Source organism: Bifidobacterium crudilactis, from assembly GCF_000738005.1.
In the GTDB taxonomy this organism is placed as follows: domain Bacteria; phylum Actinomycetota; class Actinomycetes; order Actinomycetales; family Bifidobacteriaceae; genus Bombiscardovia; species Bombiscardovia crudilactis.
In genome coordinates this window covers 711,265-735,793 of record NZ_JHAL01000002.1, presented here as the reverse complement: position 1 = coordinate 735,793, position 24,529 = coordinate 711,265, and the positions used below count along the sequence as shown (strand labels likewise).

The 24,529-nt window shown below is 57.2% G+C and carries 26 protein-coding genes; 2 read left to right on the top strand and 24 right to left on the bottom strand.

What is annotated here, in order from left to right; genetic code table 11:
* The first annotated feature begins 95 nt into the window (after positions 1-95).
* Both DB51_RS05410 and DB51_RS05405 read left to right on the top strand, forming a co-directional pair.
* Positions 96-443: an RNA polymerase-binding protein RbpA gene (locus DB51_RS05410; RefSeq protein ID WP_034252376.1), complete on the top strand. Its 348-nt coding sequence runs from the start codon at positions 96-98 to the stop codon at positions 441-443.
* A gap of 120 nt (positions 444-563) precedes the next feature.
* On the top strand, positions 564-1,286 hold the full coding sequence (locus tag DB51_RS05405) for an HAD hydrolase-like protein (RefSeq protein WP_034252375.1): 723 nt from the start codon (positions 564-566) through the stop codon (positions 1,284-1,286).
* Between the two features lie 454 nt (positions 1,287-1,740).
* On the opposite strand, the gene DB51_RS05400 is transcribed toward DB51_RS05405, so the two are convergent.
* From DB51_RS05400 to DB51_RS05285, 24 genes are all read right to left on the bottom strand, one after another.
* Entirely contained in the window at positions 1,741-2,406 is a 666-nt protein-coding gene (locus DB51_RS05400) for a MerR family transcriptional regulator (protein ID WP_034252373.1), read from the bottom strand.
* Between the two features lie 92 nt (positions 2,407-2,498).
* Entirely contained in the window at positions 2,499-2,942 is a 444-nt protein-coding gene (locus tag DB51_RS05395; protein ID WP_034252370.1) for an FHA domain-containing protein, read from the bottom strand.
* Positions 2,943-2,947: 5 nt separating this feature from the next.
* On the bottom strand, positions 2,948-3,844 hold the full coding sequence (locus DB51_RS05390) for a DUF881 domain-containing protein (protein ID WP_084674575.1): 897 nt from the start codon (positions 3,842-3,844) through the stop codon (positions 2,948-2,950).
* Positions 3,845-3,853: 9 nt separating this feature from the next.
* On the bottom strand, positions 3,854-4,186 hold the full coding sequence (locus DB51_RS05385; protein ID WP_034252368.1) for a small basic family protein: 333 nt from the start codon (positions 4,184-4,186) through the stop codon (positions 3,854-3,856).
* Positions 4,187-4,188: 2 nt separating this feature from the next.
* On the bottom strand, positions 4,189-5,172 hold the full coding sequence (locus DB51_RS05380) for a DUF881 domain-containing protein (RefSeq protein ID WP_034252366.1): 984 nt from the start codon (positions 5,170-5,172) through the stop codon (positions 4,189-4,191).
* Entirely contained in the window at positions 5,165-5,779 is a 615-nt protein-coding gene (locus tag DB51_RS05375; RefSeq protein WP_034252363.1) for a CDP-alcohol phosphatidyltransferase family protein, read from the bottom strand. The genes DB51_RS05380 and DB51_RS05375 overlap by 8 nt, the downstream gene beginning before the upstream one ends.
* A 4-nt stretch (positions 5,780-5,783) precedes the next feature.
* Positions 5,784-6,635 carry an ATP phosphoribosyltransferase gene (hisG, locus tag DB51_RS05370; protein ID WP_034252361.1) on the bottom strand — a complete coding sequence of 284 codons (852 nt, stop codon included), beginning with the start codon at positions 6,633-6,635 and terminating at the stop codon, positions 5,784-5,786.
* A 29-nt stretch (positions 6,636-6,664) separates the two neighbouring features.
* Positions 6,665-6,928 carry a phosphoribosyl-ATP diphosphatase gene (locus DB51_RS05365; RefSeq protein WP_034252358.1) on the bottom strand — a complete coding sequence of 88 codons (264 nt, stop codon included), beginning with the start codon at positions 6,926-6,928 and terminating at the stop codon, positions 6,665-6,667.
* Between the two features lie 19 nt (positions 6,929-6,947).
* Positions 6,948-7,613: a ribulose-phosphate 3-epimerase gene (gene rpe / locus DB51_RS05360; RefSeq protein ID WP_034252356.1), complete on the bottom strand. Its 666-nt coding sequence runs from the start codon at positions 7,611-7,613 to the stop codon at positions 6,948-6,950.
* A gap of 40 nt (positions 7,614-7,653) precedes the next feature.
* Complete coding sequence (gene lgt, locus DB51_RS05355) at positions 7,654-8,673, bottom strand: prolipoprotein diacylglyceryl transferase (RefSeq protein ID WP_034252354.1); 1,020 nt, start codon at positions 8,671-8,673, stop codon at positions 7,654-7,656.
* Between the two features lie 87 nt (positions 8,674-8,760).
* Positions 8,761-9,660 carry a tryptophan synthase subunit alpha gene (gene trpA, locus DB51_RS05350; RefSeq protein ID WP_051867312.1) on the bottom strand — a complete coding sequence of 300 codons (900 nt, stop codon included), beginning with the start codon at positions 9,658-9,660 and terminating at the stop codon, positions 8,761-8,763.
* Positions 9,661-9,664: 4 nt separating this feature from the next.
* Positions 9,665-11,761 carry a tryptophan synthase subunit beta gene (gene trpB, locus DB51_RS05345; protein WP_034252353.1) on the bottom strand — a complete coding sequence of 699 codons (2,097 nt, stop codon included), beginning with the start codon at positions 11,759-11,761 and terminating at the stop codon, positions 9,665-9,667.
* A 143-nt stretch (positions 11,762-11,904) separates the two neighbouring features.
* Complete coding sequence (locus DB51_RS05340) at positions 11,905-13,479, bottom strand: chorismate-binding protein (RefSeq protein WP_034252352.1); 1,575 nt, start codon at positions 13,477-13,479, stop codon at positions 11,905-11,907.
* Positions 13,479-13,907 (bottom strand): phosphoribosyl-AMP cyclohydrolase, encoded by a 429-nt coding sequence (hisI, locus tag DB51_RS05335; RefSeq protein WP_051867458.1) that lies wholly within the window; start codon positions 13,905-13,907, stop codon positions 13,479-13,481. Before hisI ends, DB51_RS05340 begins: the two co-directional genes overlap by 1 nt.
* A gap of 122 nt (positions 13,908-14,029) precedes the next feature.
* Complete coding sequence (hisF, locus tag DB51_RS05330; protein ID WP_034252351.1) at positions 14,030-14,800, bottom strand: imidazole glycerol phosphate synthase subunit HisF; 771 nt, start codon at positions 14,798-14,800, stop codon at positions 14,030-14,032.
* Positions 14,801-15,087: 287 nt separating this feature from the next.
* Positions 15,088-16,308: a dual-specificity RNA methyltransferase RlmN gene (gene rlmN / locus DB51_RS05325; RefSeq protein ID WP_034253888.1), complete on the bottom strand. Its 1,221-nt coding sequence runs from the start codon at positions 16,306-16,308 to the stop codon at positions 15,088-15,090.
* Between the two features lie 41 nt (positions 16,309-16,349).
* Positions 16,350-17,342: a phosphatidate cytidylyltransferase gene (locus tag DB51_RS05320; protein WP_034252350.1), complete on the bottom strand. Its 993-nt coding sequence runs from the start codon at positions 17,340-17,342 to the stop codon at positions 16,350-16,352.
* Positions 17,343-17,383: 41 nt separating this feature from the next.
* Positions 17,384-17,938 carry a ribosome recycling factor gene (frr, locus tag DB51_RS05315; RefSeq protein WP_034252349.1) on the bottom strand — a complete coding sequence of 185 codons (555 nt, stop codon included), beginning with the start codon at positions 17,936-17,938 and terminating at the stop codon, positions 17,384-17,386.
* A gap of 276 nt (positions 17,939-18,214) precedes the next feature.
* A complete protein-coding gene (gene pyrH / locus DB51_RS05310) occupies positions 18,215-18,961 on the bottom strand; it encodes a UMP kinase (protein ID WP_034252346.1) in 747 nt (248 codons plus the stop codon).
* Positions 18,962-19,339: 378 nt separating this feature from the next.
* On the bottom strand, positions 19,340-20,188 hold the full coding sequence (gene tsf, locus DB51_RS05305) for a translation elongation factor Ts (protein WP_034252344.1): 849 nt from the start codon (positions 20,186-20,188) through the stop codon (positions 19,340-19,342).
* A 55-nt stretch (positions 20,189-20,243) separates the two neighbouring features.
* Positions 20,244-21,122 (bottom strand): 30S ribosomal protein S2, encoded by an 879-nt coding sequence (gene rpsB / locus DB51_RS05300; protein ID WP_034252343.1) that lies wholly within the window; start codon positions 21,120-21,122, stop codon positions 20,244-20,246.
* Between the two features lie 212 nt (positions 21,123-21,334).
* The gene (gene def / locus DB51_RS05295) at positions 21,335-21,820 is read right to left on the bottom strand and encodes a peptide deformylase (protein ID WP_034252341.1); all 486 of its coding nucleotides are present in this window, start codon (positions 21,818-21,820) and stop codon (positions 21,335-21,337) included.
* Positions 21,821-21,822: 2 nt separating this feature from the next.
* Positions 21,823-23,931, bottom strand: coding sequence for an AMP-dependent synthetase/ligase (locus tag DB51_RS05290; protein WP_034252339.1), 2,109 nt, complete (start codon positions 23,929-23,931; stop codon positions 21,823-21,825).
* 41 nt (positions 23,932-23,972) lie between these two features.
* A complete protein-coding gene (locus DB51_RS05285; protein WP_034252338.1) occupies positions 23,973-24,455 on the bottom strand; it encodes an Rv3235 family protein in 483 nt (160 codons plus the stop codon).
* Positions 24,456-24,529 lie beyond the last annotated feature (74 nt).

Genomic DNA, 24,529 nt, shown 5'->3' with positions numbered 1-24,529 from the left:
CGGAATTCTCCCATGAAGGAACATCGTCGGGAGCGGAATAATCCTGACGTCCCCGCTGTTTTGTAGTTTGGATAAGGACAATTTGAGGAGGCAGTATGGCCGAACGCAGTTTGCGCGGTATGAGCATTGGTGCAAAATCATTGGAATCCGACGATAACGTCGATTTCGCGGCACGTATGGACGTCGCATATGTATGTCCGAAGGGTCATCGCACCATCCTGCCATTCGCAGAAGGAGCCGAGATTCCCGATGAGTGGGAGTGCCGCTGCGGTTCGATCGCCAAACGCGAGGGGGAGCACGACTCACAGGCGGACGAAATCACCAAGCCGACAAGAACCCACTGGGACATGCTTCTCGAACGACGCAGCGAAGACGAGTTGAAGACCCTGCTGGAGAAACGCCTCCACATGCACCACGACGGATGGATACCCGACTACGAGTAACCTCGAATCATTAACTGTTAGCACCGTGCCAATTGCAGTATCACAGCATAGGTGACGGGTGCATGCATCGGTGACGAAACGAGCGTCGCTACAAGGCACCGCTAGGGGAAAGATACGGATATGGCAACAACAGCGAAACGCATAGTATTGCTGGACTTGGACGGCACCTTGACGGAATCCGCACCCGGCATCATCGCATCCGTCACACAGACGCTGACCGACCTGCACCAGCCGATTCCCGACCAGGAAGAACTCCATCGCTTCATAGGTCCAGCAATCATCGAATCCCTGCAGCGCAATGGCCTCAGTGGCACGACCCTGACCGAAGCCGTCGCACTCTACCGCAAGTACTACTCGGAAATCGACCACTTCACGGATCCGATGAATCCTCAGCATAAGGTGCCAGGGTGCCTGGTGAATTCCGTCTACGACGGTATACCGGAGCAACTCGAACAGCTACGCAAGGACGGATACCTTCTGGCCGTCGCCACATGCAAACCCGAATACCAGGCCATTCCCGTATGCAAACATTTCGGCATCGACAATATGGTCGACGGAATCTATGGTGCCAGCAAAGACAACAGCCGCATCAACAAAGATCAGGTCATCCGATACGCTTTCGACCACATCGGATTCCACAGTGACGCTGGAGACCGTGCCGTGATGGTCGGCGACCGCTGGACCGATGTCGACGGCGCCATCGCCGTTGGACTGGACGCCATAGGATGCGCCTGGGGTTACGCCGAAGAAGGCGAACTCAAACAGCACGGCGCATGCCGTATCATCCAGCACGTAGAAGAACTTGACGGTGCTGTTGAGGAATACTTCAAGGTTAGCCGATAATGTACGTTATGTCAGATTCCATCTGACATAACGTCGTGTGGTTATATCGCAAGCAACACCACACTTGCTGACATAACCACACGCATGCAGCACTATTCCTCGTAACGTCGTGTGGTTATATCGCAAGCAACACCACACTTGCTGACATAACCACACGCACACGGCACTGTTACCCTTATAGGTGCCGTATGTCTATATGACTGGATTTCTTATCACAATCCAATACCTGGTTTGTGGCGAAACTCCAGTACAACCGTTGTAGTGACTGCATTGCTTGCTGAGCATATGAGTACCGTGCACGGAGTAACATGCGTACTGTGAATCAGACAATGACTGGGACCAAATAGAAATCAACGGCGTTGTTGATATGGTTTTCCAATCCCTATGTGTAGTCTTTTTGGGTGGTCCCGTGGGTACCAGAATTGACTGCAGAAACCAACGGGACCCTAGTGAGTTAGGCTCTTTCGCGTTCGGTTCGTTGTGCTTCCAGACGGCGACGCATGCGCATTTCAGTCAGCTCGTCGATAGGACGTCCTGCTGGCTTGCGATTTGACGAACGACGAATTTCCACGAAGTCCTCGTGCTCGAGCTGCTGTTCCATCTGATGCCATAACGAGCTCACCGACACTGCGAAGACGGCCTTGCCGGAATTCATCATCTCGGAAAGCTGTTCGACATCGGTGCACTCTCGAACATCCGAGCCGTCGCACATGATGGTTACGTCTTCGAGATGTTGCGCATCGCGCTGGAGCAAGTACCCGATGGCCGTCGTGACATTCTGCAGATTCACACCGGCATCCAGGAGCTTCTTGGACACTGCGAGAATCACGATGTCCTTGAAGGAATACAGTCGGCGTGATCCCGAACCGTGTGAAGGGTTGATAGAAGGCTCGACAATCTGCTTACGCGCCCAATAATCCAGTTGACGGTAGGTGATTCCGGCCACCTTGGACGCTACGGTGCCACGGTAACCACGGATGTCACTGTCATCCTCGGGGAAACCGAACAACTCCCCCTGTATCGCATCATCGGCTCTGAGATCGTCACGCTGCTCCAAAGGAACATGAAGTCTGAGAGTAGTCTCGCCGTCTTTGTGCCCGTCACGCCCGTCTGCTGTCATCTCTGCGCCTCTCGCTTCTGAAATCCCCACATGCCTGAAATTCCAAGCATGCAATTCTGACTAATGATTTCAGTCTAACGCCGCAGCAGGAATCAGAGTGACTGCATAACAGCGGATTTCGTGAAGAATACCAGGCGGAACTTCCCCACCATGATTTCGTCCCCGTTGTGCAATTCGGCGTCGTCAACACGTTCACGGTTGACGTAGGTCCCATTGAGACTTCCTGCATCCACGACGTGGAAGGCATTCCCGACTCTCCGGAACAGGGCATGAGCTCTCGAAACGGTGGAATCGTCCAGAAGAATATCGGCATTCGGGTCCCTACCGACTGTCACCTTGTCCTCATCGAGAAGGTAACGCGAACCGGAAACGGCTCCCCTGGTGGAAATCAACAATGCGGTACCCTCGGAAAGCTTTGCGATCGTTTCAAGGTCGTCCTTCGACAAAGGTCGATCAGCGCTGGTTACCACGGGCATATGAAGTGCTGGCATACCAATGATGGTCGTTTCGCCAGCTGTTGGAATCGGATCAGTCATATTCGCTATTCTACCGTTCTTGCATACTGATATTGCTGAGGTTGGCGAACCTCGTCAATTCTGACACTATCGTTCTGGGTGACGCTGACCGTCGCGTTGAAGGACACCTTCAATCTGGAACCCACTCCCCCTGCGATCTGAATGGCGTTCTGGAGGTCTGAGGGATTACCTATGGCCTTGATGGTGTAAGGACTTGAGAGCTGGCTCCCGTCAACGACAAGGCCGCTCTTCGCGTCTTTCACATAACTCGACGTGACAATACGCACCGAATTGAAGGAAATGACCTCGGCGCCTGCATTCCTCAGTTCCTCGATAAGGGTGAACATCGTGGCTGCATCGACACGCGTGTCATGCTGGGTGACCACAATGGTCACACCCTTGCCCTCCGCAGGCAGCCTTCCGGAGAGGATACCGCTCGTCTGCGCATTTTGCTCGGCAATCTTCTCGGCCTCCTTCTGCTTGTCCGCCGCAGACTGAATGGAGGTGAGCTGCCGGTTCAATTCATTGCGGCGCTGCTCCAATTTATCCACCTGGGTACTGGTCTCGTCCAAGACGCGAACCAGCTCATCCTCACTCAAGGACTCATACGAAGAGGATGTGTTCCGCACCTGGACCACATATCCGAAACCCAGCAAGGCGCAGAGCAGAGCCACCAACACACTGGTGACCATACGAGCGCGTTTGGCATTGACGTTCACCGAGCGCGAAGGACGTCGCCTGACCATAGGAAACGAACCGGTGTCCGTGTTGTCATTGCTGCGATGGCGGTGACGCCTGTCCGTACGAGGACGCGTCTCCCCCTCCGCGCTCCTATGAGCGAATCTGTACTCGTCCGAGCGTTCCTCAGGCGTGCCCTCGCCTGTCCGCGTCGAATCCTTATGTGAATCATGCTGCTCTGTCATACGCAAGCCTCACCCTCTGAAGATGAAACGACGGATGGAGGAGACATTGGAGAATATCCGTATGCCGAGAACCACGATAACCGCAGTCTGAAGCTGTGAACCCACGCCGAGCTGATTGCCCAGCAGCACCAGCAAGGCCGCGGTAATCACATTCGACAAAAAGGATATGACGAAAACCTTGTCGGAAAAGCTGCGCTCGAAAAAGGACCGTGCGGCTCCCAGCAAGGCATCGAGTGCAGCCACCACCATAATCGGCAGATAGGGCTGAAGCACAATCGGAATATCAGGCTGAAGGAAGATTCCCCCCACTACCCCGACCACCAAACCAAGTACAGCCGCCATACCTATTCCTCTCTTTTCGCATACGACAGATCCGGAGAACCTGCAGCCTCCATGGTAATCGAATCCTTGCTCGACACCTGAGGATAGATACCCGCCTGTTTCAACGAGGAGAACAGGTTCCCCTCGGAATCAGCGCTCATAGCCTTCTTCAGGGAGTCCTTGCTGCCGATCGCCTCGATAGTGTATGGGCTTTGAACAGACTCTACACCCACGAGAATCGTCGAACCTGCAGTACGAACAGAGGTCTGCACACCTATCCTATTGCCGTTGATGGCAATGGCTTCCGCTCCGGCAGCCCAGAGTTTTGAGACGAAGGACTGCAGGTCCGCGTCAGAGACTACGCGGATATGGGATGAATCAGCCGAATTACCGCTACTGCTATCGCCATTGTCTGACGATGCCGCAAGCGGATCCGTCAAGGTTACGGTTATTCCGGGCCCTTCGACCGAAGTACCGCCATTGAGAATATTCTCTTTGTCGGCCAAAGCGCTGTTGCTGCCTCCGCCGACCTCCGCCGACAGCTTGTCTATCTGGCTACGCAGATCGTCGACATTGTTGGACAACTCATCCGAACGGGAGGATGCCGACTGAATCTGTGCAGCCAGCTCCTGCCGAACCTTCTGCCTGGTGTCCTGATGCAAATCCCGGATAATCAGGCAACCGGAGAAGCCTACTGCCAGACATATGAGGAATACGACCGCTCGACCGAACCATATGGCGAACTTCGACCTATGCCCATTGGGAATCAGCAAGGCGTCCTCGAACATCGGATCCATGGGACGATTGGTCAGGTCGTCGATGAGTCTCAAGGATTCGTCGGCAAGTTTGCGCCTTCGGATGCTACCGGTGAGCGGGTCATGAGCTTCCAGAGCAATAGTGGTCTGTGTGATTGCATGGACCGAATTCGAAAACACCGCACGACGATGGATGGGCACCCTGTCAGGGGTCACCTCAAATGAAAGCGGCATGTGGAATTCATCAGTCATGAAGCGTGTCATCCCGTATCAGACCTACACCCTGAAAGATATACAGCACCCCGGCGAACCAATACAATACCACGCCCCAAAGCACGGCGGCCAGCGCGACGAGGTGCAGAATGCCAAAGAAATGGGTCTCCTGAAAATCCGCGAGAATCAAGGCAGGAATGGCCAGCATCAGCATCGCTGTGCCCGTCTTCCCCGCATAATGCACCGGCAGAGGACCGTAGCCGTGCTGCGCCAGTATAAGTATGAGCACCCCCATCACCAGATCGCGCAAACCCACGACGACCAACAGCCACCATGGAAGAATCTGCGCAAAACCCAAGGCCACGATGGTGCAGAGGATCAGCATCCTGTCGGCGATGGGATCAAGAATCTGCCCGACCCTGCTCACCTGATTGAAGCGTCTCGCTATGAAGCCGTCGACACCATCTGAAGCCGCGGAGACCGCAATCAGTACCAGTGAAATCATCAGATGCCTTTGGGACACCAACACGGCGATAACCGGGATGGTGAGGATACGCAACACGCTTATCGCATTGGGTATCGTCCACAGAACGTTTTTCGGTTCAGGACTGAATTTGGTGTCTGAGCTTGTCTCCGGCGTCTGCATGTTCTCACATTCTCGATGCCTGCAACGCGGTTACGATAATCGCTCGGGCACCTATGTCGTAAAGCCGGTCCATGAGATTGTTGACCTCTTGCTTGGGGACCATGGCGCGTACCGCAGCCCACTGCTTGTCGTGCAGCGATGAAACCGTCGGCGATTCGAAGCCGGGGGTGACGCCTACAGCCAAAGCCACCTTCTCGACGGGAATGTCATAGTCCATCAACACATACCGCTGCGCGGTCAATACGCCCTGCAGTCTCCTGCTGAGCACGGTGAGCCTCTCATCCTCCGTGGAGATTCTCGGAGACCGTATCAGGATGGCCTCGGAGTGCAGAATCGGGTCACCGAAAATCCTCAACCCGGCATTCCTCAGTGTCGTTCCGGTCGATACCACGTCGGCTATCAAATCCGCGACACCCAGGTGCACGGAGGACTCGACAGCTCCGTCCAAGTGGATGATATCAGCGGTAATGCCATTGGACTTCAGGTAATCATCCACCAGTTTGTCGAAGGAACTCGCCACACGCTTGCCGTCGATGTCTTCAAGACGGGAAATATCCGAGTCATTCGGCGCGGCGAAACGGAAGGTGGATGCACCGAAACCGAGCTGCAGATGCTCCACCGCCTTCGTGCCAGAGTTCAGCAGCAGATCACGCCCGGTTACGCCGACGTCCACGGTTCCACGGCCGACATACACCGCTATGTCTATTGGTCGAAGATAAAACAGCTCGATATCGTTGTCGGGGTCTTCGACCACCAGCTGCCTTGGATTGCTGCGAAGTCGGTATCCCGCCTCGGACAGCATATTCCAGGCAGGCTCTGAAAGCATGCCTTTGTTAGGCACTGCAATTCTTAACATCTCTTCTCCTCAACTTGCCGGTCAAGCGCTCACAGATAGCGGTACACATCCTCGAGATCGATGCCCCTGTCGATCATCATGACCTGAAGATGGTATAGCAACTGGCTCATTTCCTCAGCCGTGCGGTCAGCGCCTTCATATTCCGCAGCGATCCAGGTCTCCCCGGCCTCTTCCACGATTTTCTTGCCGATGAAATGGGTGCCCTTGGCGAGTTCGTCAACCGTCAGAGACCCCGCTGCATTGCTGGCTGCTTTTTCCGAAAGTTCCTTGAACAGCGAATCGAATGTCTTCATGCTCTATCCTTGCTTCCTCTTACGCGCGAAAGTGCTCTTGTGCCTGTGCCCTGATGGCATCGATGGCCTGTGCGGGATTCTCTGCACCATAGACGGCCGAACCGGCCACCAGAACATCGGCACCGGCCTCTGCAACGGTCGGAGCGGTGCTGGGGCTGACTCCCCCGTCAACCTGAATATGCGTGTTCAGGCCTCGTCTGGTGATTTCGTCACGCAGCCTGCGTGTTTTGGCCATCTGATTCGCCAGGAACTTCTGCCCGCCGAAGCCGGGCTCGACGGTCATGATCAGAATCATGTCGAATTCATCGAGAATGTCGAAGATGGGTTCCACCGATTCGGCCGGGCGAACGGCAAAACAGGCTTTTACACCCATCTCCCTGAGCTGACGGGCCAGACGAACGGGAGCATGTGTGGCTCCCATATGGAAGGTCACCGATGATGCTCCGAGTTTGGCGAACTCAGGGGCCCACCTGTCGGGGTCCTCGATCATCAGATGCACATCTACCGGAAGGTCAGTGACCTCGCAGATACGTTTGACGATAGGTTCGCCCAAGGTGAGATTGGGTACGAAATGATGATCCATGACATCGACGTGAACCATATCCGCATTTGAGATTGCCTTGAGATCTCTTTCCAGATTGGCGAAGTCAGCGGACAAAATACTCGGAGCTATGTGAATCTGCATGTTTTCCATTCTAGGGAGGGTGAGAGACGAAGACACTGCCTTACTGCTCTTGAGATAGCTTCTCGGACTCGACATCCCTTCCGGACGCTTCCGGGGAATGCGACGTAACGCCGGATACCGCGGCGTCGGCGCTATCACTGCTCGCCGAATCCTGCCCTTCGGATTCTCTGAGTCGTCGCTCTTCCATCTCGGTGACCGTACGCAGCTTTTCAGCCAGGAGCGCCGTGGACTTCCCGCGATTTATGACCAGGACGAATGCCATCACGCCCAGCACGAACACCGCCATCGACACCCAGACGTTGACGCGAACACCGAGGAACTCGTGCGCGAAATCGATGCGCAAGGACTCGATCCATGTTCTTCCGGCCGTATACCAGATGATGTACAAGGTGAACAATGCTCCGGCCTTAAGAACGCGGACCGCTTTGCGCCCGATCCAGATCAGCAGGGCCGCGCCGATGAGATTCCATATCATCTCATACAGGAAGGTGGGCTGGAACAGCGTGCCGGTCGGGCATGTGCTGCCGTCGTAGCACTGTTCCGTCGAACCTATTGAGGTACCACTGGTGTTGAGCTTCAGGCCCCATGGCAGAGTGGTAGGCGCACCATACAACTCCTGATTGAACCAGTTGCCCAGGCGTCCTATGGCCTGAGCGACCAGCAGTGCCGGCGCGATGGCGTCACAGAGCAGAGCCGCCGGGTAATGACGATGTCGGCACCATGCCCACGCCGCCAGAGCACCCAAGAGGACAGCGCCCCAGATGCCAAGGCCTCCCTGCCAGATCTTGAACATGTCGACCCAGTGCCCGTCAGGCCCGAAGAAACGCTCCGGAGTGGTCACCACATGATACAGACGCGCCCCGATGATACCCGCGGGCACGGCGCAGATGGCGATGTCGAAAATCTGGTCGGTGGTGCCGCCGAGACGCTTCCATCTGACCGAGGCCATCCAGATCGCGACTGCGATGGCTACGAGCATGGTGATCGCATAGAAATGAATGGTGATCGGACCAATCGAAAACTGTGAGATCGAAGGTGAGGGGATATATGCAAGTGTCATGATTCCTCGATAACTGACATCGGCTTTGAACCGGCGTCCAAAGGTGTGCCGTGCGTGGATTCCACGGGTATGAAGGCAGCCACGAAGCTACTGCCTGGCCTGATGAATGCCCTGTGCCAGTTGCTCGGTGGTCTTCGCCAAAGCAGCCAGCCCCAAAGCGGGCTCCACTGCGGCTCCGGACTCGTCGAGCATCGTATGCACCAATGCGGAGCCCACTATCACGCCATCGGCATAGGTGGCGACTTTCGCCCCCTGTTCAGGCGTGGACACCCCAATGCCCACGCAGACGTGGGCGGCCCCGGCCTGACGAGTGCGTTGAACCAGCAGTTCCGGAGATGAGGTGATGCTGCTGCGTTCACCCGTCACACCCATTCTTGAGGCCGCATAGACGAAGCCGCGCGAATGCTCTGCGACAATTTTCAGTCGCTCGCTTGAGGAATCGGGAGAAGCCAGGAAAATTCGGTCCAGACCGTAACGGTCAGAAGCCTCGATCCAGTCCCCCGCCTCATCGGGTATCAGATCAGGGGTTATCAGACCGGCACCGCCAGCATTGGAGAAGTCCCTGGCAAAACGCTCGACCCCGTAATGGAAGATAAGGTTCCAATAACTCATGATCAGTGGCGTGCCACCGGCATTCGCAACGGTCTCGACCGCATCGAACACCCCTGCAATCCTCTCGCCATGCTGCAGGGCGATCTGTGACGCGGACTGGATGACCGGGCCGTCCATAACAGGGTCGGAATAGGGCAATCCAATTTCGACCACATCCACACCGTGCTCCACGATGGTTCTGAAAGCATCAAGGGATACCGTCGGATCGGGAAAACCATAGGGCAGATACCCTATGAAGGCCGCCTGGTTACGCTTGTCGAAATCGTCGAGCAAGGTACCTACAGGGCTTGCCGCATGCTTGAAGCCCAGAGGCTGCTCCTTGCTCACAGAGCTTCCGGATTGCCCGTCGTTCGGAAATGACGTGTTGTCGCTCATCGCTTTACTCTCCATCCACGCTGTTGCCGTGGGCGCCGTTGGCGTCCAGGGCCTTGCTCTGCTCATCGGTCAGATATCCGAACCACTTGCCCGCAGTGGCCACATCCTTGTCTCCTCTGCCGGAAACGTTGACCAGAATCACCGGCTTGCTCACGCCCTTGGCGATCAGATCTCGGGCCGCCTTGTACGCACCCGCAAGCCCGTGAGAGGACTCCAGAGCCGGAATGATGCCTTCCGTCCGGCACAGATCCGCGAAGGCGGACATCGCTTCGTCGTCGGTCGCGTAGTCGTAGTGGACACGGCCGATGTCCTTCAGCCAGGCGTGCTCCGGCCCCACGGAGGCGTAATCCAGTCCGGCCGAAATGGAATAGGTATCCAGAGTCTGCCCTTCGCTGGTCTCGAGCAGATAGGATTTCGCCCCTTGGAAGACTCCGAGCTGCCCGGTGCCTTCGGTGAGGCGTATGGCGTGGTCGGGAGTCTGCGGACCGTGCCCGCCAGCCTCGTACGCATACAGACCCACGCGTTCATCGTCGAGGAAGGCGTTCATCACACCGATGGCATTGGAGCCTCCGCCCACGCAGGCCACCACGGCATCGGGGTGATCGATGCCGAACTGCGACTGCAGCTGTTCCTTGGCCTCCTCTCCGATAATCTTCTGGAAATCCCTGACCATCGTGGGGAAAGGATGCGGGCCCGCCACTGTGCCCAGCAGGTAATGGGTGTTCTCGACATTGGTGACCCAGTCGCGCAAGGCCTCGTTGATGGCGTCCTTGAGGATTTTGGTACCCTGAGTCACCTCGACGACTTCAGCTCCGAGAAGACGCATTCGTGCCACGTTCAAGGCCTGACGTCTGGCATCTATCTGCCCCATATAGATGCGACACTTGAGGCCCAACAGAGCGCACACCGTCGCTGTGGCCACACCATGCTGTCCGGCACCCGTTTCTGCTATCACGCGGGTCTTGCCCATGCGTTTGACCAGGAGTGCCTGGCCGAGAGCGTTGTTGATTTTGTGGGCACCGGTATGGTTGAGATCCTCACGCTTGAGGAACACCCGCACTTCTGAACCGACCTCGTCGCTGACCCGCTTGGCAAAACGGGGCGCTTCGGTCAGACAGGACGGCCTGCCCACATAATCCCTGTTCAGGCGCTTCAGTTCAGCCTGGAATTCAGGATCGTTCTTGGCTTCGTCATAGACCCTTTCGAGTTCATCAAGTGCACCGATAAGTGCCTCGGGGACGAATCGGCCTCCGTAGCGTCCGAAATAGGGGCCCTGATGCGTTTCCAACGGACGTTGCTCTGACATGATTACCCTTTCACCGCATTCCACCAATCGACGCACTGCGGCCGTGTGATCCTCCGCAGTCGCTACGCCTTCGCCAACCAGGACAGCATCCGCTCCAGCACGGGCATAATCTTCGAGCTCGACGCAGCCGAACACTCCGGATTCAGCCACTCGTACCACATCGTCGGGCAAGTCTGCGGCGAGCTCGCTGTATTTGCTCACATCGACGTGAAGGTCCTTGAGATTTCTCGCATTGATGCCGATGACCTTGGCTCCGGCGTCGACAGCCCTACGGATTTCCTCTGCGGTATGGGTCTCAACCAGCACGGTCAGCTCGAGTTCATGCGCAAGGTCGAGGAGATGACGCAATTGCTCGTCGTCAAGGGCGGCGACGATCAGCAGCACCAAATCTGCGCCGTGGGCCTTGGCCTCCCATATCTGATAGTCGGTGACGATGAAATCCTTGTTCAGCACCGGGATATCCACGGCGGCTCGGACGGCGTCCAAATCCGCAAAAGACCCGAGAAAACGTCTGCCTTCCGTCAACACGGATATGACACTGGCGCCACCACGCTCGTATTCCTTCGCGAGAGCGGCCGGGTCGGGTATGTCGCTAAGGTGGCCCTTCGACGGCGATGCTCGTTTGATTTCCGCGATAACAGGTATGGACGTCGAGGACTTCAGGATGTCGAGAACAGGCCTTGGACTATGCCACTGCTCACGAACCCGGTGCTTCAATGAATCCAGCGACACGCGCTCCTCGCGCTGACGCTGATCCTCCACTGCCCCTGACACCAAGTCGTCGAGTACTGACATATTGCTCCTTGTTGTTGATACATCTTCACGGATGGCGAGTGGTTCGGAGCGGAGCAGAGATTCCGTCCGCCGTCTTTCACACGCCCTCACAGATTCACAGGCACGATTTCTGCCTGAATGCGCCTATTCTAAGGCACACAGCCTCATGCTCTGGCGAGTTGTGCCGCAATCTGAATCGCTTCCACCGACGCCTCGGCCTTGTTCCTCGTCTCCTGCCATTCCGTTTCAGGAACTGAGTCCAACACGATTCCGGCACCAGCCTGTACGCTGGCCTGGTGATCGCGCAGGAATGCGGTGCGTATCGCTATCGCCATATCCATATTGCCGGAAAAATCGAAATATCCCACAGTGCCGCCGTATATGCCGCGGTCAGCGAGCTCGATCTCGTCGATGATCTCCACAGCACGCGGTTTAGGTGCGCCGCTCAATGTTCCTGCAGGGAAGGCCGAAGTGAACACATCGAAGGTGCTCAGCTCAGGATTGACCTGACCGGTAACCGTGGAAGCAATGTGCATGATATGGCTGAAGCGTTTGATGTCCATCAGCGATACGACCTCCACCGAACTCGGCAGGCACACCCGGGAAAGGTCGTTTCTGGACAGGTCGACGAGCATGATGTGCTCGCTGCGCTCCTTGGGATCGGCCAGCAGTTCCTTGGCCAGACGCTCATCCTCTTCGGGAGTGACGCCGCGTGGACGCGACCCCGCAATCGGGAAGGTCATGGCATGCCCTCGCTCAACCTTGATCAGTGTCTCCGGGCTTGAACCGATGACATTGAAATCCCTGCCCTGAGCATCGGTCAGAGCGAAGAAATACATGTATGGACTGGGATTGAGCGTTCTCAGCACGCGGTAGACGTCAAAGGGACGGGACGGAGAATCGAGGTCCAGACGTTGGGAGATCACCACCTGGAACACATCACCGTCAACAATATGGCGTTTCGCCGCCTCGACGGATTGCTCATACACGGATTTTTCGGTTCTGAATCTCAATTCAGGCTTGCGAACCGCGTTATCGAGGACATTCACGCCAACCTGATCCGCTGCATTGTTCGAGGCATCGCGCTGCATCACGTCGAGCCTGCCCAGCGCGGCATCATATGCCTCGTCGACTTTCGTGGGCTTGTCATCCGCGTTCACGGCATTCGCGATCAACCAAAGGGACCCATCCATATGATCGACCACCGCGATGTCCGTGGCGAGGGCCAAAGCCAGTTCAGGTTGTCCTGTCTCGTCCGGAGCCTGCGCCCGCAGCGTCGGCTCCCAATGCCGAATCGCATCCCAACCGACCGTACCGACCAGACCGCTGGTCAGACTCGGCAGCCCCTTGACATCAGGCGCTTTGAGAATATTCAGCGTCTGATGCGCGACATCCATCACATCCCCCTCCTCGGGGATGCCCACCGGGACCTGACCAAGCCAGCTCGCCTGCCCATGATTCGAACGCAGCTGGGCTATGGAATTGACGCCGATGAAGGAATACCTGTTCCATGAACCGCCATGCTCGGCCGTTTCCAGAATGAAGGTACCGCTGCGTCCTGCGGCAAGACGCGCATAGAAACCTACCGGTGTCAAGGCATCGCCGAGCAGTCTTCTGACCACCGGCAGGACCCGGTATCCCTGCTCCGCGAGGGAGCGAAACTCCTGCTTGGACGGCCAGGTCTCGCCCCAGCGCAGCTGTCTGACGTCGCAGTCGACCGCAGTCTTCTCAGTCTCCATCAGATGACCTCCTCTTCGGCGCTTCGGAAACCTTCCTTGCTCGGCAGCACTCCGCCCGCATCGAAGCATGACCTCGCTCCGGTATGGCAGGCGGCACCCACCTGGTCCACGGAAATGAGCAAAGCGTCACCATCGCAATCGATATGCACTCCTTTGACGTATTGGACGTGCCCGGAGGTATCACCCTTGCGCCAGTATTCCTGCCGTGACCTGGACCAGAAGGTCACACGACCTGAAGTCAGGGTGCGCCTCAGGGCCTCCTCATTCATGTATCCGACCATCAGGGCCTCTTTGGTGTCATACTGCTGAACGACCGCGGCGACCAATCCCTTGGCATCGAGTTTCAGCCGCTTCGCTATTGCCGGGTCCAAGGTCTGCCCGGAGTCGCAGACCGCATCTTCGCAAGTCTCATCGTGTTTCGCCGTCATACCATCCGCACTCATGTCGTCGAGTTCCTTCTGTTGGTTATTCGAACACCGTATCCCGCTGCCCGGGTCTCTGCAGCACCATTGTGTCATCCGACTGACTGCCCTGACCGGGCCCGCCGCCTTCAGCGAACGGTATATCCTGCCGCCTTCAAGGATTTCTTGACCTCGCCGATGGTCACCTTGCCGTAGTGGAACACCGATGCGGCCAATACGGCATCGGCACCAGCCGCTATCGCAGGAGGGAAGTCTTCGACCTTTCCGGCACCGCCGCTGGCAATGATGGGAATCGAGACAGCTGCCCTGACCGCCGAAATCATCTCCAGATCGAAACCGTTCTCGGTGCCATCGGCATCCATGGAATTCAGCAGGATCTCCCCCGCACCGAGTTCCTCGGCACGTTTCGCCCACCAAATCGCATCGATACCGGTGGCTTTTCTGCCACCCATCGTGGTGACTTCGAAACCCGACTGCGTGTGCCGCTCACCGCGTTCTCTGCGCGCATCGACAGACAGCACGAGCACCTGACACCCGAACCTGTCGGCGATGCTCTCAATCAACGAGGGATCGTTGATCGCAGCGGTATTGACGCCTATTTTGTCCGCGCCGCAACGCAGCAGCGAATCCACATCCTCGACACTTCGGACGCCTCCGCCTACGGTAAGCGGGATGAACAGCGTGTCCGCCGTCCTGCCGACGACATCCACCATGGTTCCTCTATGGGATGTCGATGCCGTCACATCGAGGAAGGTCACCTCATCGGCGCCCTGCCGATAGTATTCGGTCGCCAGCTCCACCGGGTCACCGGCATCACGAAGGTTTTCAAAATGTACGCCCTTCACTACGCGGCCTGAATCGACATCCAAACAAGGGATCACTCTGACCGCAAGCGACATCTCATGCCTCCAAAATCTTGTATCATGACCATTCCCGAACCGCATGGGCCGCCTTCAGACAGGCGGATGCCGACCACGTCCAGAATTCCTGGATTGTCGCGGCACGACGGCTTGTTCTTCCGGTGGACTACTCAACAGGATAACCGCATCAGCAGACGCGCACCTTACTTCGCGAAAGTGTGTGGCACCAAGCGCCGCGCGACATCCCGTACCGGCGATGACGGGACGGCCTTCCATAATGATGAGACCGGCGCAGGGCCGGTATCAGACAGCGAAAAACAGAGGCATCAGGCAGCCGGGTGATGGGATTGCATCTTCGCCGCCAACTGACCGCAGGCTCCGTCAATTTCGGAGCCACGGGTGTCACGTAGGGTCGCCGCGATGCCTGCCTGGTGCAGTATCTCCAAAAAGCGTCGCTCGTCCTCGGGCTTTGACGCCGTCCACTTCGACCCTTCAATGGGATTCAGCGGGATCGGGTTCACATGCACCCAGTCGTCCCCGTAGTGGTTGAGTCTTCTGGCCAGCTGCCTCGCATGAATCTCCTGGTCGTTGATGCCGCGCATCAGGGCGTACTCGATACTGACACGGCGTTTTGAGGCGATGAAATAGTCGTGGGCCGCATCCAGTACCGCTGTCGTGTTGAAGCGCTTGTTCATCGGTACCAGTTCGTCGCGCAGCTCGTCGCTTGGCGCATGCAAAGACACGGCCAGACGTATGGGCAATCCCTCAAGGGCGAGTTTTCTGATTCCCGGCACCACACCCACCGTGGAGATGGTGATGTTGCGAGCCGAAATACCGAAGCCTCCGGGAGCAAGAGTGCATATCTGACGGACGGCGGCCACCACGGCCCTGTAATTGCCCATCGGTTCCCCCATGCCCATGAACACGACATTGCTCAGCCTTCCGGGACCTCCGGCGATGTCGCCGTTGCGCATGGCCGCGGCGGCGATTCTCACCTGTTCCAAGATCTCCCCGGTCGACATGTTGCGGGTCAGTCCCAGCTGCCCTGTGGCGCAGAACGGGCATCCCATACCGCATCCGACCTGGCTCGAGATGCACAATGTGGCCCTGTTCGGATAGCGCATCAGCACCGATTCAATTTCGGCTCCGTCGAACAGTTTCCATAGGGTTTTGACGGTTGTGCCCTCATCAGCCTGCTGTTGGGCGATGGGTTCGATAAGCGTCGGGAAGAAGCTTTCGGCGACGCTGGCTCGTATGACCGCGGGCAAATCGGTGAAACCCTCGGCATCGGTGGACAGGTGCTCGAAGTAGTGGTTTGCGAGCTGCTTCACTCGAAACTTCGGCAATTTCAGTGCTTTTGCTGCCTCCAGACGCATTTCCGGCGTCATGTCGGCGAAATGCACTGGAGGTTTGCCTCTTCTTACGTGGTTGCTGGCCAGCACATCGCGAAAGGCTCCGCTGTCGCCGCCAGGCGTGATGCCGCTTTCCACAGTACTTTCGACACCGTTTTCCGCAGTGCCTTCCGCACTATCGTCGGTATTCTCCATCGTCGTGCTTTCCTGCATCGTCACTCTCCCCTGAATGCTCCCTATATTCCCGTAATGAACAGCACCGTCGCGATGAAGGGCGCAGCCAACAGAATCGAATCGACACGGTCCAGGACACCGCCGTGACCTCGCAGCAGATGGCCCATGCCCTTGATGCCGATATCGCGCTTGAGCATCGACGCACAGAGGTCTCCGAACGTTCCGACCACCCCGGTCATCATGCCGAGCAGAACGGGAACCCACCAGCGCGAAGCCCATTGCGATGCGTCGTAAGTGGTCGCCACAATCGACAGAGCCCCCACGGTGCTGAACAGCATGGAGCCTATCAGACCCTCGACAGACTTCTTCGGGGATATGCGTGGAGAGAGCTTGTGTTTGCCGAACCATGCACCGAAGAACAATCCACCGATGTCGCTGAGCGCCGGGAGAAAGATGCTCATGAAGGCATGTGCGACCGGATGTCCCCCGAATGTCAGAGGCAATACCAGAAAGCATGCGAGCAGAGGGATATATAGAACGGTGAAGAGGGATGCGCCCACGTTGCTCATTCGACTCTGGTGCTCGCCCTCATCGACTGCGGCCTTGTTGTAGGAGGATTCCACGCGAGCATTGGAATCCGAACTCGAGAGCTTCCTGGCCACTGCGACCGAAACCCTGGTACCCATGTTGATTCTCGTGGATGCACTCAGACACACCAGCAGCACCGTCGCCATAACGCACAGCATCATGGCGAGCAGATGGTCGGAAGCATAGTAGGTGAGCAGAAGGGAAGCACTGGAACACAGACATAGCGTCAGCAGGGGTATGTGCAGACCGGCTGTGGCGAAATCCACACGCAGCTCCCATAGCCCCAGAATCATGAATATCATGATCAGCACGACGAAAGCATCCACCCTGATCAGCAGACTCGCGAGTATGACCACAACCAGGACCGCGCCCGTGGCGACGGCCTGGGGCATGTTCCTGCCGGTGCGTTTGTTGATGGATTGCAGCGCGTCCTCGGCTTCGCCGTGCCTATCTCCCGAATTCGTCATCGTCGCCTTCCGCTCCTGCGCTATCCTTCTGTCCTTACAGCTCAGACCTCGAGAATTTCCTTCTGCTTGCCGTCAAGCAGCTCGTCGATCTGATCACTGACCTTCTTGGTCAATGCATCAAGGTCTTTTTGCAGACGGTCGCCCTCATCTTCACCAAGGTCTCCATCCTTCACGGAGGATTCGATGCCTTCCTTGGTCTTGCGGCGGATATTGCGAACGGCCACCTTGCCTTCCTCGGCTTTGGTCTTGGCCAGCTTCACATACTCCTTGCGGCGCTCTTCGGTCAATTCCGGCAGAGCGACGCGAATCACATTGCCGTCCCTGTTCGGGTTGACGCCCAGGTCCGAATCACGAATGGCCTTCTCCACCGCAGCCGCCTGCGAAGCGTCGAACGGTGTCACCGAGAGCGTGCGAGGCTCGGGTACGCCGATGGATGCGAGAGCCTTCAACGGCGTCGGCGCTCCGTAATAATCGACGACGATGCCGTTGAACAGCGCCGGATTCGCTCTTCCTGTGCGAATCCCGGAAAAATTCTCCTTGGTCGCCTCCACGGACTTGTTCATCTGTTCCTTGGCTTGTTCTATGACCTTCGCCATTATTGACTCCTTCGTGTTGTGACTGCGTGTATCTGACGATGTGTATGTGACTGGGTAAATGCGACTGGGCCATCGCAGCAACGCTGCTTTAAGTATGCACTCTTGTTCGCTCTGACGCCGAACGGAGACTATCCGTTGACGGCAGATGTTGTTTCGGACCGAAGCTTCATGCCTGCCGCATGCAGAATCGGTGCTGCAATTTTCTTGGATACCGAGGCATAACGGGCTTCGTTATCTGTTGGAGGCGACGAAACTCGTCCCCGTCCGGACGAAACGCTATCTGGTCAAGGAATCCCCGCCGCACACCAGGGTGCCTATCTGGTCCCCCTCAAGCGCTTTGGTCACGTTTCCGGGTTCTTCAAGACCAAACACTCTGATTCTCATGTTGTTGTCCCGAGCCATGGACAGTGCCGAGGCATCCATCACGGCCAGGTTGTCGACCAGTGCACGTTTGTAGCTCAGCTGAGTGAACATCCTGGCTTCGCTGTCCTTGCGTGGATCGGCTGTGTATACGCCATCGACTCCGTTCTTGCCCATCAGAACTTCGGCGCAGTGAATCTCCAGCGCCCGCTGAATGGACACGGTATCCGTGGAGAAATACGGCATTCCCGCACCTGCACCGAAAATGACCACACGCCCCTTCTCGAGATGACGAATCGCCTTTTGTGGTATATAGGGCTCTGCGACCTGCCCCATGGTGATGGCCGTCTGCACTCGCGTCGCCTGTCCCTCCTGCTCAAGGAAGTCCTGAAGCGCCAGGCAGTTCATAACCGTGCCGAGCATGCCCATATAATCGCCTCTGGACCGGTCTATGCCTGCCTGGCTCAACTGGGCACCCCTGAAGAAGTTGCCACCTCCGACAACGATGGCGACCTGCACACCATGACGTGCGGCTAGTTCGATTTCGCTCGCGACTCTGCGAACCACGGTGGTGTCCACCCCAACGGCACCCCCGCCGAATGCCTCCCCAGAAAGTTTTAGCAGTACTCTGCGTGTGTGAACGGTCGGGTCGGTGTCAGTCATATGAAACCTTTCTGATAACTGTAAGTCCTTAGCAGACCGTCTAACAGGATATACACGAACGGAGACATAGTCTAACCAAAACACGACCCGGAGAAGACCGCAGTGTTGCGGACTTTCCGTTATGCAGCGATTCCCGAAGCAGATGTCATCTTCGACATCACCATCTCGCTGGAATGCCGACAATCCGGTCGCTAGCCGCCGCAAACCCCAGGGAGAATCCCTACGCAACAACCGTCGACTGGAACGAGGTGCCGATTGCCTGCCCGACACACAGCAATGCGGGGGCGACCATATCGGTTACCCCCGCACATGCGGACTACTTAGCGAGATTCATCAGCGATGCAGGGTTCTCGATGGTGGAGTTCCTGCATCTCGGCGTCACTCTTCGCCTTTGCCAACCTCAAGACGGGCGAAAGCCACGGCCTGGCCGTTGACTTCCTTGAACAGGTCGGCGATGGTTCGCGAGGAATCCTTGACGTACTGCTGCTCGAGCAGCACGGTTTCCTTGAAGAAGGAGTTGAGACGACCTTCGACGATCTTCGGAACGATCTTCTCCGGTTTGCCTTCGGCCAGGGACTTCTCGGTTGCGACGCGACGCTCCGATTCGACAATCTCGGCAGGCACATCCTCACGGCTGAGCCACTTGGGGCTCATCGCGGAAATCTGCAATGCAACCTCGTGGGCGACCTTTGAACCAGCCTCGTCAGTGGCGATGATCGCCACGATCGACGGAGGCAGCTCGACGGACTTGTGATGAGCGTAGATCTCGACCTTCGGTCCTGAAACCTTGGCGAACTGGCCCATCTTGACATGTTCGTGGAACAAGGCTCCAGCCTCCTCCACGGTGTCGTTCACGGTTCCGGCCTTCGATGCTGCCTTGAGCGCCTCATCGGCGGTCGCGGCTCCGGCCTCGGCGACATCCGCCACGACCTCGTCACCGAACTCCACGAACTGCGGCGTCTTGGCCACGAAGTCGGTTTCGGAATTGAGCTCCACGGCGTATGCCGTCTGCCCCTCGGCATCGTCCTTCACGGTTGAGGCGATAAGCCCTTCCTGGGCTTTACGACCCTCACGCGCACCGGCTGCCTGAATGCCCTTGGCCCTGATGATCTCCTTGGCACGAGCAACATCGCCTTCGGCCTCCGTCAGTGCCTTCTTCACATCCATCATTCCAGCGCCCGTGGCGTCACGAAGCTCTTTGATAAGTGCGGCTGTGATCTTTGCCATTGATGTTCTCCTCTGATGATAAAGGCCGCCCCGTAATCCGGGACGGCCAGCAAACTTACTCGGCTTCGGCCGTTTCGGTCTTGACCTCGGCGGGAGCTTCGGCAGCGGCCTCGGCAGGAGCCGCAGCCTCCTTCTTCTCGCCCTGCGCTTCGGCTGGAGCTTCGGAATCCTGCTTCTTCAGCAGTTCCTGTTCCCACTCGGCCAGAGGCTGCTCTGCGGTGGTCTCCGTCTTGCTTGCCTTGTTGGAGCGATCGAGCGTACCTTCCGCAACCGCATCGGCCATAAGGCTGGTAAGCAGTTCGATGCCACGAATGGCGTCGTCGTTGGCGGGAATGGGGTATTCGACCTGTTCCGGATCGGTGTTCGTATCGACCAGGGCCACCACGGGAATCCCGAGCTTATGAGCCTCCTGCACGGCGAGGGCTTCCTTGTTGATGTCCACGATGAACAGTGCGGAAGGCGTGCGGTTCATGTTGCGGATACCGCCGAGCTGCCTGTCCAGCTTGTCCTTTTCGCGCTCGAGCAGCAGCAGTTCCTTCTTGGTCAGACCGGAGGCGTGGACGTCGGTGAAGTCCATCTCCTCCAGTTCCTTCAGACGCGAAACGCGCTTGGAGACGGTCTGGAAGTTGGTGAGCATGCCACCGAGCCAACGCTCGGACACATACGGCATGTTCACTCGTGTTGCCTGGCTCTTAACCGCTTCCTGAGCCTGCTTCTTGGTGCCGACGAACAGAACGGTGCCGTTGTGGGCCACGGTCTGACGAATGAAGTCATAGGCCTTGTCGATGAGCTCGAGGGACTTGAAAAGATTGATGATATGAATGCCGTTGCGCTCCACCAAGATGTACTGCTTCATCTTCGGGTTCCAACGACGGGTCTGGTGACCGAAATGGACGCCTGCCTTGAGCATTTCGCTCATGGTGATCTGTGCCATATTGAATTGTGCCTTTCATTGCCGGTTATTGCCTGGTCATGCGATCCTGAGTGCAACCCGAAGGCCGACCGACACAGGTCATCGCTGGCATGACGCGAATTCGTGTGTCTGATAGTGGTTACAAAAGCGAATCCGATGTTTGCGACTGCATCGGATTCAAGGCGACACACGAATAATTACGATACCACAACATTCCCTGCCCGTGGCACGCTTCAGAGACCTTGAGTTCTGAGCTGTTTCAACGCCTGGCGCCGAACATCCTTCTCAAGCCGATCAATGTAGACGTGCCCGTCCAGATGGTCGCATTCATGTTGCAGCATGCGTCCCATCAGACCACTGCCTTCAAGTACGATTTCCTCGCCTTCGAGGTCGATGCCACGAACACGTGCGTAATCAGCCCTCCGTGTCTGATACCACAACCCCGGCAAGGAGAGACATCCCTCGTCGCCATACTGCTCCCCCGATGTCTCCTCTATCACCGGATTGAGCACATACCCCAGCTTGCCTTCGATGTTGAACGAGAACGCCCTGAGACTGACGCCTATCTGATTCGCCGACAAGCCAGCCCGGCCGGGGTCATCGACCGTTTCCAGAAGGTCAGTCACCAGTCTGCGCACCGCCGGGGTGATATTGGTGATGGTCTCGCAGGGTGTGCGAAGCACGGGATCAGGAACCACCCGTATGTCACGAATTGCCACAATTACTCCTCGTTGGCGTCACTGTTCTTGTTGTCCGATGTATCCGACCCGGTCTGGACGTCATGTTCCGCACCTTGTTCGTCGGCATCATGACCGTCGTTTTCCTGGGTCGAGCGGATTCTTTCGGAAACGCTAGCAAAGGAATCAGACACATTGCTTCTTGCACGGTCCAGTGCCTCACGCATCTCATTGATCTTCGGCATGGCGTTTTCCTGAGCCATACTGACCAGTGGAGTAACCGATTCGCTGGCTTTTTCAATGAATTTCGATGTTGCGGGAACGGCTCTGGCATTAGGATTCTTCGGCGCATAGAGTACCTTGTCGATCACCTGCGCATAGATTTTGAGAACCTGCGGCCGTACCACCTTCATGCTTGGAGTCAAGGTTCCCTGGTCCTGCGTGAAGTCCTCGTTGAGGATGATGAATTTCCGCACCGACTCCGCTCTGGAAACCGTGCTGTTCGCCTGATCCACGAACTGTTGCACGAAAGCCCTGACCGCGTCGTTGCCTGCCGCCTCTTCCACCGACATCGCCGTATCAAGCCCCTGTGATTTGAGCCATGATGCGAGCATATCGGGGTCAAGGGTCACCAGAGCGCCGATGAAGGGCTTGCCATCGCCGACCACGACGGATTGCGAAACGATCGGGCAGCTGGAGATGGTGTCCTCCAACGGAGCCGGGCTGATGTTCTTGCCGCCCGCGGTGATGATGATGTCCTTCTTGCGCCCGGTGATGAATACGAAACCGTTGTCGTCGATAGAGGCCAGGTCACCGGTGTGGAGCCAACCGTCCGCGTCGACAACCGACTTGTCCATGCGCTTGCTGCCGTAATAGCCGACGAAGACGTTCGGACCTTTGACCAGCAGCTCGTCATCGTCTCCGAGGGCGACGGCGATGCCGGGACCGGGCCGTCCCACCGAACCGACCTCGTTCTCGATCTCGCCGTTGACGCAGCAAGGCGCTGCGGTTTCGGTCATGCCATACCCCTGAATGAAGGTGATGTCTTCGATGCCGTTGAAGAAATGCGCCAAATCGGCGTTCATCGGGGCACCTCCGCACGCGAGGAAGCGCAGATTGGGCCCCAGCGCCGAACGTATGGAGCTGCCGACGGTGCTCATGAAGAACTGATGCTGCATCCGTTGTACAAGGGAATGCCTCTCACCCTGCTGGGCCGTCTTTGACCATTGGACGAAGTGAGCGAAGGCGTTCGCGAACAGGCGGCCGCGTATTCCCGCTCCCGCTTTCTGTGACGCGGCGTTGTAGACCTTCTCGAATACACGGGGAACGCCGAGCAGATACGAAGGTTTGAAACTGCGCAGATCGGCGAGCAGGTGCCTGGTGTTCGGTACATAACCGACCACGCCTTGGGAACCGATCGCCACATACTGAATGTATCGGGCGAAGCAGTGGGCCAGAGGCAGGAACAACAGCAGCCGACTGGGAGCAGCCAGCATATTCGGCAAGGCCTCGTACCCGGCATATACGATATGCGTGAAATTACGATTCGTGAGCATGACGCCCTTGGGCTTGCCCGTGGAACCCGATGTGTACACGATGGTGTTGAGGTCATCCGCCTTGACCTTGGCAATCAGCGCGTTCAGGTCCTCGTCGGAAACCGACTCGCCAAAATCGCTCACCGCATTCAGACCACCGGATTCGAAGTTGAATACGTAGGTCATCGCCTGCGAGGTACCCCGCAACGCCTCCAGTACCTGAGCATGATCGCTGTCACCGGCAAACGCCACAACAGGCTTGACATCCTTGACAATCGCCGATGCCTGTTTGCTGGAGTCGGTCTCATAGATGGGCACGGAGACGGCACCTATGGAGGCGCACGCGAAGTCGACGACGCCCCAGTCGTAGCATGTGGCCGAATAGATGAGAACGGTGCTGCCCTTCTCTACGCCCAGGGCAACCAGACCCTTGGCGACTTCACGGACGCGCTCGAGCATCTGTTCGGCCCTGACATCGTGCCACTCTTTCGTGAATTGGTCTTGCCACTGTGCAATGACGTCTTCAGGATGTTGTTGCGCCCGGTTGCTGAGCAGGGAAAACACGGTATCGTCATCGTTCGTCGGACGAGAGGTCTCTATGGAAAATTCTCTAAGCATGACTTCAACTATAAGACGATGCACGGTCCGAGGTACGCTATTCAGCCAACATCAAGCATGGTGCATATCCATCGGCCGTTTCGATGGCGCATGATGACATTCGCCCAATACTGGGTCCGCCCGATATTCATATGCACCACGACCTCCAGAAGCTGCGGACTCACCAGCACCGTCTCCAGGTCGCGTGCAACCACGGGAAGCCGCAGAATCTCGTGGTTGCCGACATCATCCCCGGAAAGATGCTCGCTGAGCAGAGTCCCCAGGATCTCAAGCTTATGGATAATGGGTGCATCGACCGCTCGCTGCAGCAGCCGTGGGTTGAGGCGACCGCGTGTCACGTCGAGCGCCATGCATGCGAGTCGACATGCAGAGACCGAAAGGCCCTGGCACTGCTCGTTGCTCAGGGTGCTGGGAGCACACCGGGCGATATGCATCGACACCGGCAGCATCCCCCTCCCCAAAGCCACGATGCTTTCGGCGGTCGCTATGCCGTACTCGTTCCGAAATCCTGTTATCCCTCCCATAGCCACTCCTTACAACTAGTGATGCTCGTGAAATAGTTACATTCCACGAGCATCTCAAGGTTGTCGACCACGGG